The 13,634-nt window shown below is 59.3% G+C and carries 13 protein-coding genes; 10 read left to right on the top strand and 3 right to left on the bottom strand.

The window, feature by feature from the left end; all coding sequences use genetic code 11:
• The first annotated feature begins 110 nt into the window (after nucleotides 1–110).
• The 4 genes from GA0061102_RS26190 to GA0061102_RS33035 are packed head-to-tail and all read left to right on the top strand — an operon-like array spanning nucleotide 111 to nucleotide 3,125.
• A complete protein-coding gene (locus GA0061102_RS26190) occupies nucleotides 111–1,136 on the top strand; it encodes an ABC transporter substrate-binding protein (protein ID WP_092854642.1) in 1,026 nt (341 codons plus the stop codon).
• Nucleotides 1,133–2,173 carry a FecCD family ABC transporter permease gene (locus GA0061102_RS26185; RefSeq protein WP_092854640.1) on the top strand — a complete coding sequence of 347 codons (1,041 nt, stop codon included), beginning with the start codon at nucleotides 1,133–1,135 and terminating at the stop codon, nucleotides 2,171–2,173. Before GA0061102_RS26190 ends, GA0061102_RS26185 begins: the two co-directional genes overlap by 4 nt.
• Complete coding sequence (locus GA0061102_RS26180) at nucleotides 2,170–2,931, top strand: ABC transporter ATP-binding protein (RefSeq protein WP_092854638.1); 762 nt, start codon at nucleotides 2,170–2,172, stop codon at nucleotides 2,929–2,931. The genes GA0061102_RS26185 and GA0061102_RS26180 overlap by 4 nt, the downstream gene beginning before the upstream one ends.
• A gap of 47 nt (nucleotides 2,932–2,978) precedes the next feature.
• Nucleotides 2,979–3,125 (top strand): hypothetical protein, encoded by a 147-nt coding sequence (locus GA0061102_RS33035; protein WP_159432212.1) that lies wholly within the window; start codon nucleotides 2,979–2,981, stop codon nucleotides 3,123–3,125.
• 88 nt (nucleotides 3,126–3,213) lie between these two features.
• Here GA0061102_RS33035 and GA0061102_RS26175 read toward each other — a convergent pair whose 3' ends face one another.
• Both GA0061102_RS26175 and GA0061102_RS26170 read right to left on the bottom strand, forming a co-directional pair.
• On the bottom strand, nucleotides 3,214–4,128 hold the full coding sequence (locus GA0061102_RS26175) for a dihydrodipicolinate synthase family protein (RefSeq protein ID WP_092854636.1): 915 nt from the start codon (nucleotides 4,126–4,128) through the stop codon (nucleotides 3,214–3,216).
• Between the two features lie 89 nt (nucleotides 4,129–4,217).
• Nucleotides 4,218–4,931 (bottom strand): FadR/GntR family transcriptional regulator, encoded by a 714-nt coding sequence (locus GA0061102_RS26170; protein WP_092854712.1) that lies wholly within the window; start codon nucleotides 4,929–4,931, stop codon nucleotides 4,218–4,220.
• A 212-nt stretch (nucleotides 4,932–5,143) separates the two neighbouring features.
• Between GA0061102_RS26170 and GA0061102_RS26165 the strand changes: the two genes are divergently transcribed.
• The 5 genes from GA0061102_RS26165 (at nucleotide 5,144) to GA0061102_RS26145 (ending at nucleotide 12,339) form a co-directional block, all read left to right on the top strand.
• Nucleotides 5,144–7,090 (top strand): ABC transporter substrate-binding protein, encoded by a 1,947-nt coding sequence (locus GA0061102_RS26165; protein ID WP_092854634.1) that lies wholly within the window; start codon nucleotides 5,144–5,146, stop codon nucleotides 7,088–7,090.
• A gap of 86 nt (nucleotides 7,091–7,176) precedes the next feature.
• On the top strand, nucleotides 7,177–8,163 hold the full coding sequence (locus GA0061102_RS26160; RefSeq protein WP_092854632.1) for an ABC transporter permease: 987 nt from the start codon (nucleotides 7,177–7,179) through the stop codon (nucleotides 8,161–8,163).
• Between the two features lie 9 nt (nucleotides 8,164–8,172).
• Nucleotides 8,173–9,294: an ABC transporter permease gene (locus GA0061102_RS26155; RefSeq protein WP_092854630.1), complete on the top strand. Its 1,122-nt coding sequence runs from the start codon at nucleotides 8,173–8,175 to the stop codon at nucleotides 9,292–9,294.
• A gap of 7 nt (nucleotides 9,295–9,301) precedes the next feature.
• The gene (locus GA0061102_RS26150) at nucleotides 9,302–11,023 is read left to right on the top strand and encodes an ABC transporter ATP-binding protein (RefSeq protein WP_092854628.1); all 1,722 of its coding nucleotides are present in this window, start codon (nucleotides 9,302–9,304) and stop codon (nucleotides 11,021–11,023) included.
• Between the two features lie 128 nt (nucleotides 11,024–11,151).
• Complete coding sequence (locus GA0061102_RS26145; RefSeq protein ID WP_092854627.1) at nucleotides 11,152–12,339, top strand: galactarate dehydratase; 1,188 nt, start codon at nucleotides 11,152–11,154, stop codon at nucleotides 12,337–12,339.
• 92 nt (nucleotides 12,340–12,431) lie between these two features.
• Here GA0061102_RS26145 and GA0061102_RS26140 read toward each other — a convergent pair whose 3' ends face one another.
• Entirely contained in the window at nucleotides 12,432–13,037 is a 606-nt protein-coding gene (locus GA0061102_RS26140; protein WP_245298143.1) for a Pr6Pr family membrane protein, read from the bottom strand.
• Nucleotides 13,038–13,369: 332 nt separating this feature from the next.
• Between GA0061102_RS26140 and GA0061102_RS33345 the strand changes: the two genes are divergently transcribed.
• Nucleotides 13,370–13,634, top strand: a 265-nt coding sequence (locus GA0061102_RS33345) for a hypothetical protein (RefSeq protein ID WP_208858706.1), incomplete at its 3' end; no start/stop codon positions are given.

The following is a 13,634-nucleotide window of genomic DNA, read 5'->3' as shown; positions in this document are numbered from 1 at the left end:
CGCCACGTAAATATGAGTTTAACTCTCTTGTTTTTAATCACCTGGCTGGGCTATACGGCCGCAGACGCTTTCATGGGTTAGAGCGCACAGTAATCGCCAGGATATTTTCCGTGACCATATTGAAATCATTTTTGGCCGTCTCGGGCCTTTGTGCCGCACTCGGCTTCGCTGTGACGACAGCCTCAGCGGCTTCGACCAGCTATCCATTGACTATCGATAATTGCGGCAGCAAGGTCACGTTCCAAAAAGCTCCGGAGCGCGCGATCGGGCTCGGACAGAATAGTGCCGAAATCCTTCTTCTGCTCGGTCTCGAGGGCAAAATGGTTGGCACCGCCTTTTGGCCGAGCAAGGTTCTCCCGCAGCTCGCCGACGCCAATGCCAAGGTCAAGCTCCTGACCGTCGAGTTCCCCACTTTTGAATCGATCCTTTCCGAAAATCCCGATTTCGTCGCCGCCGCCCTGCCAAGCCTGATGGGGCCGAACAGCAAGGTCGCCAAGCGTGAGGATTTCGAAAAGGTCGGCATCCCGACCTATCTTTCGCCGAGCACATGCCTCAGCACCGCTGTGGTCAAGGACCAATATGGCAGCCGCGCCCAGCTCTGGAACATGGACCTTCTCTACAGGGAGATCGACGAGCTCTCGCAGATCTTTAATGTGCCCGACCGCGGGCAGGCCCTGATTGCCGATTTCAGGGCACGTGAAGCGGCTCTGCGCTCGACCGTGTCGAAAGATGGCAGAAAGCTCTCCTATGTCTTCTGGTTTTCCAGCCAGTCGCCCTCCTCCGACGCCTATCTTGGCGGCAAGAACAGTGCATCCGGATTTATCGCCGATCTGCTTGGCGGCCGTAACGCGATTACGGCAGAGGCGGAATGGCCGACGCTCGGCTGGGAGAGCATCATCGCCGCCAACCCGGACGTCATTGTCGTCGCCAGCCTTGATCGCAATCGCTGGGAACTCGACAAGCCGGAAGCCAAGATCAAGTTTCTCACCGCCGATCCCGCCGTCAGCCAGCTTCCTGCGGTCAAGAACAAGGCCATCGTCGTCATGGACGGCCAGGCAATGAACCCGACCATCCGGACGATCTATGGCGCCGAGCAGGTCGCCCAGCAACTCAAGGCGCTTGGCCTCCTGAAGTGACCGCCACTTATCGGACCCTCAGGCAGCTGGCCGCTATCGGCCTGCTGCTTTTCGCTTCTCTTGCGGCGATCAGCCTGATTATCGGTGTCAGCGTCGGTATCGGCGACCTGCCGATCCCGCTGTCGACGACCTTCCATGCCGTCACCAACAAGCTGGGATGGACGGGGATCGAACTTAACCGCATCCACGAAACGGTGATCTGGGACTATCGCCTCAGTCGGGCATTGGTGGCTGCTTTCTGCGGAGCCGGCCTGGCGCTATCGGGAGCGATCATGCAGTCGCTCCTTCGAAATCCACTTGCCGAACCCTATGTGCTCGGCATTTCAGCGGGCGCTTCGACCGGCGCCGTGGCAATCGTCATATTGGGTGTCGGCGCTGGCGCCGTTTCGCTCTCGGCCGGGGCCTTTGCCGGCGCATTTACAGCCTTTCTCTTCGTCGCTCTCTTGTCAAACGGCACACGAGGCGGCGCTGATCGCACGATCCTTGCCGGCGTTGCCGCCTCTCAGCTGTTCAACGCCGCAACGTCCTATATCGTGACGACATCGGGAAATGCACAGCAAGCGCGCGATGTGATGTTCTGGCTACTCGGTAGTTTCGGCGGCGTCCGCTGGCCGGAATTCATGCTGGTTTCAACCATTGTCAACTTAGGTCTAGCCGCCTGCCTGCTTAACGCGCGCGTCCTCGATGCATTCGCCTTTGGTGATGAGGCGGCCTCGTCGCTTGGCGTTAATGTCGGGCGAGCGCGCATCGGATTCTTCGCACTGACCGCGATGATGACGGCAACGATCGTGAGCATGGTCGGTTCGATTGGATTTGTCGGTCTCGTCGTGCCGCATGTGGCGCGCTTCGTCGTCGGGCCGCTCCATGTCCGGCTGCTGCCGGCCTGCGCCATCGTCGGAGCAATCTTCATGGTGCTGGCGGATATCGCCTCGCGCCTCCTCATCCCCCAACAAGTTCTACCGATCGGGGTGGTCACGGCACTGGTGGGCGTTCCCTTCTTCTCGATCATTCTCTACCGGTTCCAGCGCGCATCATGAGCATCAAGGCCGACAACATCATCTGGAAAATCGGCGCGAGGACCATTCTCGATGGGGTCTCCTTCGAGGTGCCGGCCGGCAAGATGCTGGGCCTGCTCGGACCCAACGGCTCCGGCAAGACTTCGCTTCTGCGCCTGCTTGCCGGATTGAAACGACCGAATTCCGGCCGCATCATCCTTGAGCAAAAGGATCTTCGGCAGATGCCTCGCCGTTCGATCGCAAAGCGTATCGCCTTCGTCGAACAGCACAGTACCACCGACGCCAATCTCAAGGTCATCGATGTGGTAAAGCTCGGTCGATTTCCGCATCGATCGATGTTTTCAGGCTGGACCTCGGCGGACGACGAGGCTGTCGAAAACGCACTTGAACGCACCGGCATGATGGGGAAACGCAACGACCGATGGCAGAGCCTGTCGGGCGGAGAAAAGCAGCGCACCCATATCGCACGAGCCCTGGCACAGGCGCCGAAGGAACTCATCCTCGATGAACCAACCAACCATCTCGATATCCAGCATCAGATTAGCCTGATGCGGTTGGTTGCCGGCTTGCCGGTCACCAGCATCATCGCACTTCACGATCTCAACCATGCCGCCATGTTCTGCGACCGGCTGATCATCATGCAGCAGGGCAAGATCGTTGCCACCGGCACCCCGCAAGATGTGCTGACCGAAGATCTCTTAAGCGACGTCTTCGCCGTGGAAGCACGGGTCGAGACCTCACGCCATCATGGGCGGCCTCACGTTCATTACCTTCGATGAAACGCGACGGGCCTCGATTGATAGCCATAAAACGGCCAGCCATCGCCATGACCTTCTCACTCCGTCGCCACGACGAATGCTCGTCAGAGAAAAATCATCAGGAAGATGTTGACCTGCTCGTTCGCGTCACCGAACTACTGCTTGTCGATGAAATCGTGCAGCTGCGACGCAAGCCCGAAGACCAACAAGGCTGAGACGCCATATAGATCAGCAACCGGAGATCTCAGCCCTCATCGTCTTGGGCGCCGAAACGAGATTTTTCGACGCCGGTTGAATTCGGCCCTAAAAGGCGTCGCCCGTTTCCTGCCAACCACGAAGCAAAGCAAACAACTCGTCGCGATCCTTCTCGTCGAGGCGTGGCAGGCCGGGAACGCGGACCGGCCCGACATTCAAGCCGGAATATGTGACCGCCTCCTTGACCACGGTGACGTTTGCCCCATTGCGGAACTTGGTGCGCATGCGCTCGAAGGGTTCGAGCTTGTTGACTATGGCCCGCGCAGCGGCAAAATCGCCTTTCACCAGGGCCGCGTGAACGGCAAGCGACAGCTTTGGTGCCACGTTGACGAGCCCGGAGGTGAAACCCCGCGCCCCAGCCGCCGCAAAGGTCGGCGCCCAGCTTTCGGCCAGACCGCAAACGAACAGTGCACCATTGGGGTCAGAAGCGGCGATCGCCCGCGTCAGCAACATCAGGTCCGTCGTCGCAAACTTGATGCCGGCAATATTGCCGTGGCCGGCCAGTCGAACCATGTCGTCGACGCTGAAGCCATCGGCACGGACATAGGCAACCAGTGGCAGGGGCGAAGCCTCCGCCAGGTCGCGGAAATAGTCGATCTGCGAAGCAGGAGCGGCGAAGGGATCCACGGGTTGATGGGACATTACCGCCGAGGCACCGATGGAGGCGGCATCCTTGGCCATGCGGATCGCCTCGCGCAACGAGCGGCCGATTGCCGCCGTGACCGGCGCTTTGCCATCGACGCCTGATATCGCAGCTTCGTGGACGCGGCAGATTTCCTCTGGCGTCAGCGCATAGAACTCGCCGGTGTTGCCTGCCGCAACGATGTTGTGAATGCCGGCGGCAGCCACGCGCTGATAGACCCTGGCGGTCACGCGCGGTTCTACCTCGCCGCTTCCATCATAGGCCGTCACTGGAACGCCGGATACGCCGGTCAGCGCCTGCCGCATGGTTTCAATGCTCATCTTCTTAACCCTTACCCTCATCACCTGCCGAGGTGGAAGCGAGGAAGCTTCAAGAAGCCGGTCGCTTCACTCTCACCTCATCCAATGTCCTAGACGCCCTGGAACATGCGGGCGCGTGCATTCAATATGTGTCGCTTCATGGCATCGTGCGCTTCGGTCTCCTGACGCGCAAAGATTGCTTGCACGATCACCGCATGCTCATCCTGGACGCTGCGGATCTGTTCAGCCGTCCGCTTGAGGCTGAGACTGCGGGTCACGGAATGACCAATGGCAAAATGCGGCCGGAACAATTCGCGAGCCGTAATATGGAATTGATTGCCGGTCGCGATCGCAATCGCATCGTGCAATTCCTGATCCTCTTCCGCACCGAGCCTGCCCTCACGAAGACACTGTTCGATCTTCTGCAGCGCGGCCATAATGCGATCCTTGTCGGCAGGCTGCCAGTTACGTGCAGCGAGCTCTGCAGCCTCGGCTTCAAGCCCGGCGCGAAATTCGAAGAAGCGCTGGACATCGGCGAGCGATCCGACCGGCACCATCTTCAGGACCGAGGAATCGGGCCTTTGCCTGACATAGGAACCTGACCCCTTGCGCGAGACGATCAAACCGTCGGCGCGAAGCCGTTCCAAAGCGTCGCGCACCACGGGCCGTGAGGCGCCGAACATCTCTGCGAGCTTCGCTTCCGCGGGCAGTCGTTCGTTTACCGGAAACGTTCCGTCCGCAATCATGGCGACGATCCTCTCGTAGATGATGTCGCCGAAGCGCGTCGCGCCCGTACCGGAATCGTTGGCGACAGAGAGTTTCATCATCGTCCTTCGTGAATGCCGACCGGCGACAGCCATAGCGCATTTCCTGCGCGACAGGGCTACTAAATCTGTAAATATCTGTCAACTCTTGTAATTATCTGAGAACATAATATGGTCTCGACGCTGCGCCAGAGGGGTGCATCGCGGCGGGTTGGGAGCTTGTCGCATCGGCAGAGGCACAGTCCGGCCGAGGTTCAATTGGGAGGGATTCGATGCGCGATGAAATATTGTCTCGCGGCGTGAGCAGACGCGCCGTCCTCGGAGGCATGGCAGGAATGGCCGCCCTATCTTTGGCCGGCCGCGCCAGCGCTGCTGACACCGGTGGCGAGGCGCCTGCCTTGGCGCAACTCGTCAAGGACGGCAAGCTGCCGGCGCTGGCGGACCGACTGCCGAAAAAGCCGATGGTCGTCACCCCTTACGAGAAGGTCGGCAGTTATGGTGGCACGTTGCGACGCGGCCTGCGCGGCTCATCCGACCATAACGGCATTCTGCGCATGGTAGGCAATCAGAGCCTGGTGCGCTGGAATCTTGAGTTCACCCAGGTGCTGCCGAACCTTGCCGAGCACTGGGACGTCAATGCCGACGCCACGCAATTCACCTTCTATCTCATCCAGGGCGCGCGCTGGTCTGACGGCCATCCGTTCACAGCCGACGATGTGGTCTTCGCCATCGAAGACTGCGTCAAGAATACCAATCTCTACAGCGCGACGCCGGCACAACTGACCGTCGCCGGCAAGGCCGTCGATGTCACGAAGATCGACGACTACACGGTGAAATTCACCTTTGCTGCACCGAATGCACTCTATCTCGAAAATCTGGCGACGCCGCTCGGCCAGCATCCGACGCTGTTTCCGAAGCACTATTGCAGCCAGTTCCTGCCGAAATACAATCCGAACGTGGCAGAAGACGCGAAAAAGGCCGGTGCCAGCAGCTGGGCCGAACTCTTCCGTGCACGCTGCGGCGATATCGAAATTCCGTCGCGCTGGGGCAATCCCGATAAACCGACGCTCGATCCTTGGGTCGTCAAGGAACCCTATAGCGGCGGCGCCACCCGCGTCGTCATGACCCGCAACCCTTATTTTTGGCAGGTCGACACGGCCGGCAACCAGCTTCCCTATGTCGACGAGATCAATTTCGGCATCTCGCAGGACGTGGAATCTCTGATGCTGAATGTCATTTCCGGCAAGATCGATATCCAGGAACGTCACATCAGCGTGCTCGCGAACAAGCCGACACTTTCGCAGAACATGAAGAAAGGTGACTATCGCCTTCTAACTCTTATTCCTTCGAGCTCGCAGCAATGCCAGATCTACTTCAACATTACCCATAAAGATCCCGCTATGCGCAAGATGTTTGCCGACAAATCGGTCAGGCAGGCGCTCTCACTCGGGATCAATCGGCAGGAAATCATCGACATCGTCTACTTTGGCCAAAGCCAGAGCTACCAGGCTGGGCCGCGACCGGAGCATCCCTGGTACAATGAGAAGTATGCCCGCCAATTCACCGGCTACGATCCGGACAAGGCAGGCGCCATGCTCGATCAAGCCGGTTACGGCAAAAAGGATGCGAACGGCTTCCGTCTGAGACCGGACGGTCAAAAGATGTTCTTCGCCATCGATGTCATTCCGACCCTCTATCCCGATCTGGTCGACGCACTTGAACTGGTGAAGGCACATTGGGCGCAGATCGGCGTCGACATGAAGGTCAATACGATCGAGCGGGCGCTCTACTACACCCGCGGCGACGACAACGCCCATGATGCCCAGGTCTGGCCGGGGCCCGGCGGTCTCGATCCCATGCTCGATCCGCGCGATTTCTTCGCCTTCCATCCGCAGGGTTCGCGCTACGCCATTCCATGGTCGGTCTGGTACACCTCGAACGGCAAGCAGGGCGAGGAGCCGCCGGAAAGCCAGAAGAAGCGCATGAAACTTTTCGACGAGGCGCGCTCGACGGCCGATCTGGAAAAGCGCGGCGCCGTCATGAAGCAGATCTTCGACATCGCCGCCGAAGAGTTTGAAACCGTTGGGCTTTGCCTTGCCGTCGGCGGCTTCGGTATCATCCGCAACAACCTGCACAATGTTCCGGAGAAGCAGCCGGATAGCTGGTCCTGGCCCAATCCAGGACCGGCCATGCCGCAGCAATTCTTCTTCACCAGCTGATCACAATGATCCTGCGCCGTCCGCAAAGGGCGGCGCTCTCCTTCATGCGAAGCTGCCCAAGGCAGCGTTCAATGCGAGAAATAGCCATGCTGGTCTTTATCGCCAAACGTCTCTTATGGATGATCCCATCCCTGTTTGCCATCAGCTTCCTCGCCTTCGTGCTGATCCAGCTGCCGCCCGGCGACTATGTGACCACTTATATCGCCACGCTTGCCTCCTCGAATGAAGTGATCGACCAGAACATGGCCGCGGAATTGCGCGAGCGCTTCGGTCTCGATCAGCCAATGATCATCCAATATATCAAATGGATGTGGGGCATTCTTTCGCGCGGTGATTTCGGCATTTCGTTCGAATGGCAGCAGCCCGTCTCCGGCCTCATCTGGGAGCGCATGGCGCTGACGCTCGTGCTGGCGCTTGCGACCCTGATCGCCACCTGGGCGATCGCGCTTCCGATCGGCGTCTATTCCGCCGTCAGGAAATACTCGATCGGCGATTATTTCTTTACCGCCTTCACCTTTCTCGGGCTTGCCATCCCCTCCTTCCTGCTGGCGCTGGCGCTGATGTATGTCGCCGCGGTCGAGTTCGGTCAGGATGTCGGCGGCCTGTTCTCCTCCGAATTCGAGACAGCCCCCTGGAGCATCGCCAAGATGCTGAACCTCCTGTCGCATCTCTGGTTGCCGGTGATCATTCTCGCAGTCTCCTCGACGGCAAGCCTGATCCGCGTCATGCGCGCCAATATGCTCGATGAGCTACCAAAGCCCTATGTGACGACCGCCCGCGCGAAAGGCCTGTCGGAGTTCCGGCTGCTGGTGAAATATCCGCTGCGCATCGCGCTCAATCCGTTCATCTCGACAATTGCCTGGCTGCTGCCAAATCTCATTTCGGGGTCCGTCGTCGTGGCGATCGTTCTCAATCTGCCAACGGCAGCACCTCTGCTGCTGCAGGCCCTGATGGCGCAGGACATGTATCTCGCCGGTGCCTTCGTGCTGCTGATCTGTGCGCTGACGCTGATCGGGTCACTCATCAGCGACATCCTGCTTGCCCTCGTCGATCCCCGCATCCGGTTGGAATAGGAGCAGCCCATGGCCGATACTGCCGTTACAAACCTGCGCCCTGACCGCAACGCGGTCGCCTCGCAATGGCAGCTGATCTGGTGGGCATTCCGCCGCCACAAGCTCGCCATGGCCGCCCTCGTCGTCACCGTGGTGATGTATGTCGTCGCGATCCTGCCTGGGTTCTTTGCGATCAACGATCCCAATCAGCAAAACGCGCGCGCAACCTTCCATCCGCCGCAAAGGGTCCATTTCATCGATACGGCTAACGGCTTCTCTATCGGGCTGCACTACTACCCGCTGAAGCTGACTCGCGACCCGGAAACGCTCGCGGCAATCTTCAAGGAAGATACCTCGAAGCGCGTCGCCATCAGCCTGTTCGGGCGCGGCTACGAATATTCCGTGCTGGGTCTCTTCACGAGCAACATCCATCTGCTGGCATCCTCGGACAAATCGACGCCTCTTTTGTTGTTCGGAGCCGATCGGCTCGGCCGCGACGTCTTCAGCCGCACCGTCCAAGGCGCACAGATTTCGCTGTCGATCGGTCTGGTCGGCGTGTTCTTTTCGCTTCTGCTCGGTATCGTTCTTGGAGGAATTTCAGGCTATTACGGCGGAAAGCTCGACTTCTTCATCCAACGCTTGATCGACTTCGTGCTGTCCCTGCCTACTATCCCGATCTGGCTCGCCATGGCGGCGGCCCTGCCGCAAGGCTGGCCGGCAGCGCTGCAATATATGATGATCACAATCATCCTGTCGCTGACTGGCTGGGCGCAGCTTGCCCGCGTCGTACGCGGTCGTTTCCTGTCGCTGCGAACGGAAGAATTCGTCGCTGCAGCAAGGCTCGATGGCGCCAGCGAGGGGCGCATCATCTTCCGCCATATGCTGCCGAGCTTCGCCAGCCACATCATTGCTTCTATCACGCTTGCAGTGCCGGCGATGATCCTGGCCGAGACGTCCCTCTCCTTCCTAGGGCTCGGCCTGCAGCCGCCGACCGTCTCCTGGGGCGTGCTGTTGCGCGAGGCGCAAAACATCCGCTCGATCGCCACAGCACCATGGCTCTTCCTGCCGGGGGTCGCCGTCGTCATCGCCGTGATGGCTCTGAACCTTCTCGGCGATGGCCTGCGTGACGCGGCCGATCCCTACAACAAATGAGGCGGGCATGACCGATATCGTTTCAATGAGTACCGCCCGCCCGCTGCTGCAGGTCAAGAATCTCACTGTCGACTTTCCCTTGCGAACCGGCACATTTCGCGCGGTCGACAACCTCTCCTTCTCCATCGAGTCTGGAAAGACACTTTGCGTCGTCGGGGAAAGCGGCTCGGGCAAATCTGTCACCGCACGCTCGATCCTCCAGATCGTCGATTCCCCCGGACGCATCACCGGCGGTTCGATCATCCTGAATGGCGCCGGCGGCAATTCGGTGGATCTCGTCAAGCTCAACCCGCGCGGGCGCCAGATCAGGTCGATCCGCGGGCACGACATCGCCATGATCTTTCAGGAGCCGATGGCATCGCTCTCGCCAGTCCACACGGTCGGCGACCAGATCATGGAAGCACTGCGCCTCCATACAAAAATGAGCAAGGCCGAAGCGCGCGCCGAGACGATCTCGCTTCTGAAACAGGTGGAAATCCCCTCGCCGGAAAGGGCTATAGACCGCTACGCTTTTCAATATTCGGGCGGCATGCGGCAACGCGCCATGATCGCCATGGCGCTTGCCTGCAAGCCGCAGCTCCTGATCGCCGACGAGCCGACGACGGCGCTCGACGTGACGACGCAGGCCGAGATCCTCGATCTCATTGCCCGGCTGCAGAAGGCCAAAGGCATGGCGGTGCTGTTCATCACCCACGACATGGGCGTGGTCGCCCAGATCGCTGACGACGTGCTCGTCATGCATAATGGTGTCGTCAAGGAGTACGGGCCGGTCGAGCAGATCTTCCATGCGCCGAAGGATGATTATACGCGCATGCTGATCGGCTCGGTGCTGAAGCTCGAAAGGAAGGCCGAAATCCGGTTGGCACGCCCGCCGCTCGACAGAGCCGCGGCTCCGATCCTTGAATTGCGCAACGTGTCGATGGCCTTCAGCGAAGTCCGCGCCCTCAATGATGTCTCGATCTCGCTTTTGCCGCGCGAAACGCTCGGAATCGTCGGCGAGAGTGGATCAGGCAAAACGACGATGGGCCGTTCGATCATGCGTCTTATCGACCCAACTGCCGGGGAAATCCTTTATCGTGGCTCCGATGGCGGCGTCACGGATCTGGCAAGCGCGAAAGGGACAACTCTTGCGGCCGCCCGCCGCGAACTGCGCATGGTGTTTCAGGATCCCTTCGGCTCCCTCAATCCGCGCATGACCGTCTCGCAGATCATCGGTGAGCCGTTGCTCGTCAACGGCATTGTCAAGGGCCGGGCACTCGATGAACGCGTTTGCCATCTGATGGAGCAAGTCGGGCTCGATCCAAGGTCGCGCGAGCGCTATCCGCATGCCTTCTCCGGCGGTCAGCGCCAGCGCATCGGTATTGCCCGCGCCATAACCCTCAATCCACGGGTGATCGTCGCCGACGAGGCGACGTCGGCTCTTGACGTTTCCGTACGCTCCCAGGTGCTTGATCTATTGATGCGCCTGCAGGACGAACTCGGTCTTGCCTATATCTTCATCAGCCACGATATCGGCGTCATCCGTTACATGTGCGACCGCGTCGGCGTCATGTACAAGGGGCGCTTGGTCGAGGTCGGTGATGCCGACAAGGTCTGCAACGCACCCGAACATGCCTATACGCAAGCGCTGATCTCAGCGATCCCGCGCCCCGATCCTCGCGATCGGGATCGTTCGCGGCGCTTCCGCTATGTCGAGCCCGAAACCGTGAAGAACGGCAGTGCCGCATGAGGCTCTCGATCGACATTGCCCCGGAACGCATTCGCCACCGATCCGACTTCGGTTCGACGTGGCGACGATTTCCTGACCTGCAGCACCTCCCATGCCGCATCCATAATCATCGATAGAAGGAAAGTAAGATGAAGATCGACCGCATGCGGATATTCATGACCCGCGACAAGGATCGTCCGCGCGTCATCGTGGCACTGGATACGGATGACGGACTGACCGGCTGGGGCGAATGCTACAATCACGGCCCCGATTTGGCACTGCCGCCGATCCTCGACTATCTCTATGGCTTTATCGCCGGCCAGGACCCAAGCCGCATCGACTATCTCATCAACCTGCTGATCCAGCAAAGCCGCTTCCCGCCCGGCGCCCTTGGACTTTCAGCGATCTCCGCGCTCGACCATTGCCTCTGGGACCTCTCGGCAAAAGCCCTCAATGTTCCGGTCTACAAGCTGCTCGGCGGCGCGGTGCGTGATCGCATCAAGGTCTATGCCGGCGTCTATACCGCACCGGATGCTCCGGCAGCGCGCGAAGAGTTTGATCGCCTGAATGCCGAATGGGGCTTTACCGCGTTCAAGCTCAGCCCATGGCGCATCGACATGCATGCTCATCGCTGGGGCAATGTCGTCAAGGCATCGGCCGACTACTTCCGCTCGCTGCGCGAAACCGTGCGTGACGATTATGAGATCGCCTTCGATGCGCACGCCAAGATCTTCGAGCCGGTCGCTGCGCGTCAGCTCGGCAATGCGCTCGCACCTTATGATCCGCTCTTCTACGAGGAGCCCCTTCGGCCAGAGAATATCGAGATGTGGGGTGAATTGAAGCAAGGCCTCAATTGCGTCTTGGCGACCGGTGAATCCCTTTATAACCGCAATGAGTTTCTGCGCCTGCTGCAGGTCAAGGGCGCCGACCTGATCCAGCCCGATATCTGCGTCGTCGGCGGCATCAGCGAGATGCGGCGCATTGCGACGATCGCCGAGGCGCATTTCGTCGGTGTTGCTCCACACAATCCGATGGGCCCGCTGGCAACCGCCGTCAATGTGCATTTCTCGGCCGCCGCGCAGAACTTCAAGATCCTCGAATACCGGCTGCCGAAGGGCCAGGCCTATGTCTACGGCGGCAACGAGGTCGAGCAGAGACAGGGAGAAACGCGCTACGTCGTCGACCCCTACCTGCCGAAGGACGGCTATCTGGAGCTTCGGCCCGATCGACCTGGCTGGGGCGTCGATATGGACGAAAAGGCGATGGAAGAGGAAGGCTATATCCATTGGCAGCGGCGCGTGCCTAAGCGTCCCGACGGATCCTATGCCTTTGCCTGACGATCTCTGAATGCACTGCCGACAAATGCAGGAATTGCTATCATCGATTTGAGAGGAGCGGCCTTTTGGCCGCTTTTTTCATTTCAAGCGTGTCAAGCTTGCGGTGTCTGCGAACCAAACCTGGCCGCAACACGATCAAGCAGAATGAGCACGCCTCCAAGAGCCAGGAACAATACGCCCAGGAACGCCATATTGATCAGAACGGCTTGCAGACCGATGTCGCGCACGTCCAAAAAAGGATAGGGATAAAAGCGCGATAATTGACCGTGCACGAGCGAGTACACCGAGTAGAGCGCCGGAAATAACAACCACCAAATCGCATTGCGCCAGTCGAGCCTGTTACGCTCGACAAGGAATATCCAATCGAACGCAGCCAATAAAGGGATGCAATAGTGAAGTATCTGATCGCCCCGCAGCTGCCAGCCGCTCGGATGCCAGACATCTTTTAGCAGCCAGGCATAGATGCCGCCGGCGACCCCGACATATATGAGCAGAGCGGTCTTTGTCGAGGAACGGCTCGCCCATCGCCCAAATGCCAATGACGGTGCGATCTCCGCCGACAGCAGCACAACGGCAAACAGAATGTTCGCCTGGATCGTAAAGTAGCTGAGAAAATTCGTCGTCAACGTCAATCGCGAGACATGCGCTGCCGGTGTAATGGCAACATATGATATGACGACACCTGACAGCGCCAGCAACGCGATCGCCCAGCGGTAAAGGCGGACTGAAGCTCTCATGGACATCGTGGACTCGCAAAACTCTAAGGCAACCGAGCGGCCCACGAAAAGCAAAAGATTTACGCGGCCGTGCGGTCAAATCGACAGAGCCTGTCTCTAGCGCATCAACTCCAAAATCGGAATCTATTTTCGGCTCGATGGCTGAGGATCGTCGGGCACCTATGTGCAAAGCCACTCAAAATGAGCCTCTGCATTCCGGGCAAAAAATGCGATGTATGATTCTCATGTCCGTTTTCAAGAGTTTGGGCATAGGTTTTTCTTGTCGCCTTTTTCAGCGTCGACGAGGGACAAATATGCTGCCTATTGCAGGACGCGGCGGCATTGAGACGACGGTTGATCAGACTCTGATGCGCGGGTTGAATACCGCAGGACCGTGGTTCGTCTCGGGCCTTCCTCTGTCTCACATGGCGCGTGTTGCCGTTTCAGGCTCGCAGAATCACAACGAGGGTTGCCCTGACCGGCCGCCACGCCCAACAATAAGCAGCGTGATGGAATTAAACCTTTCTCCTTTGTATTTGGCGCCCCTTCGTCAGGCTGCCTTTGTGGGGGGAATGGGAA

The organism is Martinezella miluonensis (assembly GCF_900094545.1).
Lineage (GTDB): Bacteria > Pseudomonadota > Alphaproteobacteria > Rhizobiales > Rhizobiaceae > Rhizobium > Rhizobium miluonense.
Note: the sequence above shows the minus strand (reverse complement) of the source record. Positions and strands in the feature narration are given on the sequence as shown.

Excerpts from the sequence above, each read along its gene's own strand:
- GA0061102_RS33035 (WP_159432212.1), top strand. The coding sequence starts at position 2,979 with ATGACCTTCTCACTCCGTCGCCACGACGAATGCTCGTCAGAGAAAAAT.
- GA0061102_RS26170 (WP_092854712.1), bottom strand. The coding sequence starts at position 4,931 with ATGAAACTCTCTGTCGCCAACGATTCCGGTACGGGCGCGACGCGCTTC.
- GA0061102_RS26145 (WP_092854627.1), top strand. The coding sequence starts at position 11,152 with ATGAAGATCGACCGCATGCGGATATTCATGACCCGCGACAAGGATCGT.
- GA0061102_RS26165 (WP_092854634.1), top strand. The coding sequence starts at position 5,144 with ATGCGCGATGAAATATTGTCTCGCGGCGTGAGCAGACGCGCCGTCCTC.
- GA0061102_RS26160 (WP_092854632.1), top strand. The coding sequence starts at position 7,177 with ATGCTGGTCTTTATCGCCAAACGTCTCTTATGGATGATCCCATCCCTG.
- GA0061102_RS26155 (WP_092854630.1), top strand. The coding sequence starts at position 8,173 with ATGGCCGATACTGCCGTTACAAACCTGCGCCCTGACCGCAACGCGGTC.
- GA0061102_RS26180 (WP_092854638.1), top strand. The coding sequence starts at position 2,170 with ATGAGCATCAAGGCCGACAACATCATCTGGAAAATCGGCGCGAGGACC.
- GA0061102_RS26150 (WP_092854628.1), top strand. The coding sequence starts at position 9,302 with ATGACCGATATCGTTTCAATGAGTACCGCCCGCCCGCTGCTGCAGGTC.
- GA0061102_RS26175 (WP_092854636.1), bottom strand. The coding sequence starts at position 4,128 with ATGAGCATTGAAACCATGCGGCAGGCGCTGACCGGCGTATCCGGCGTT.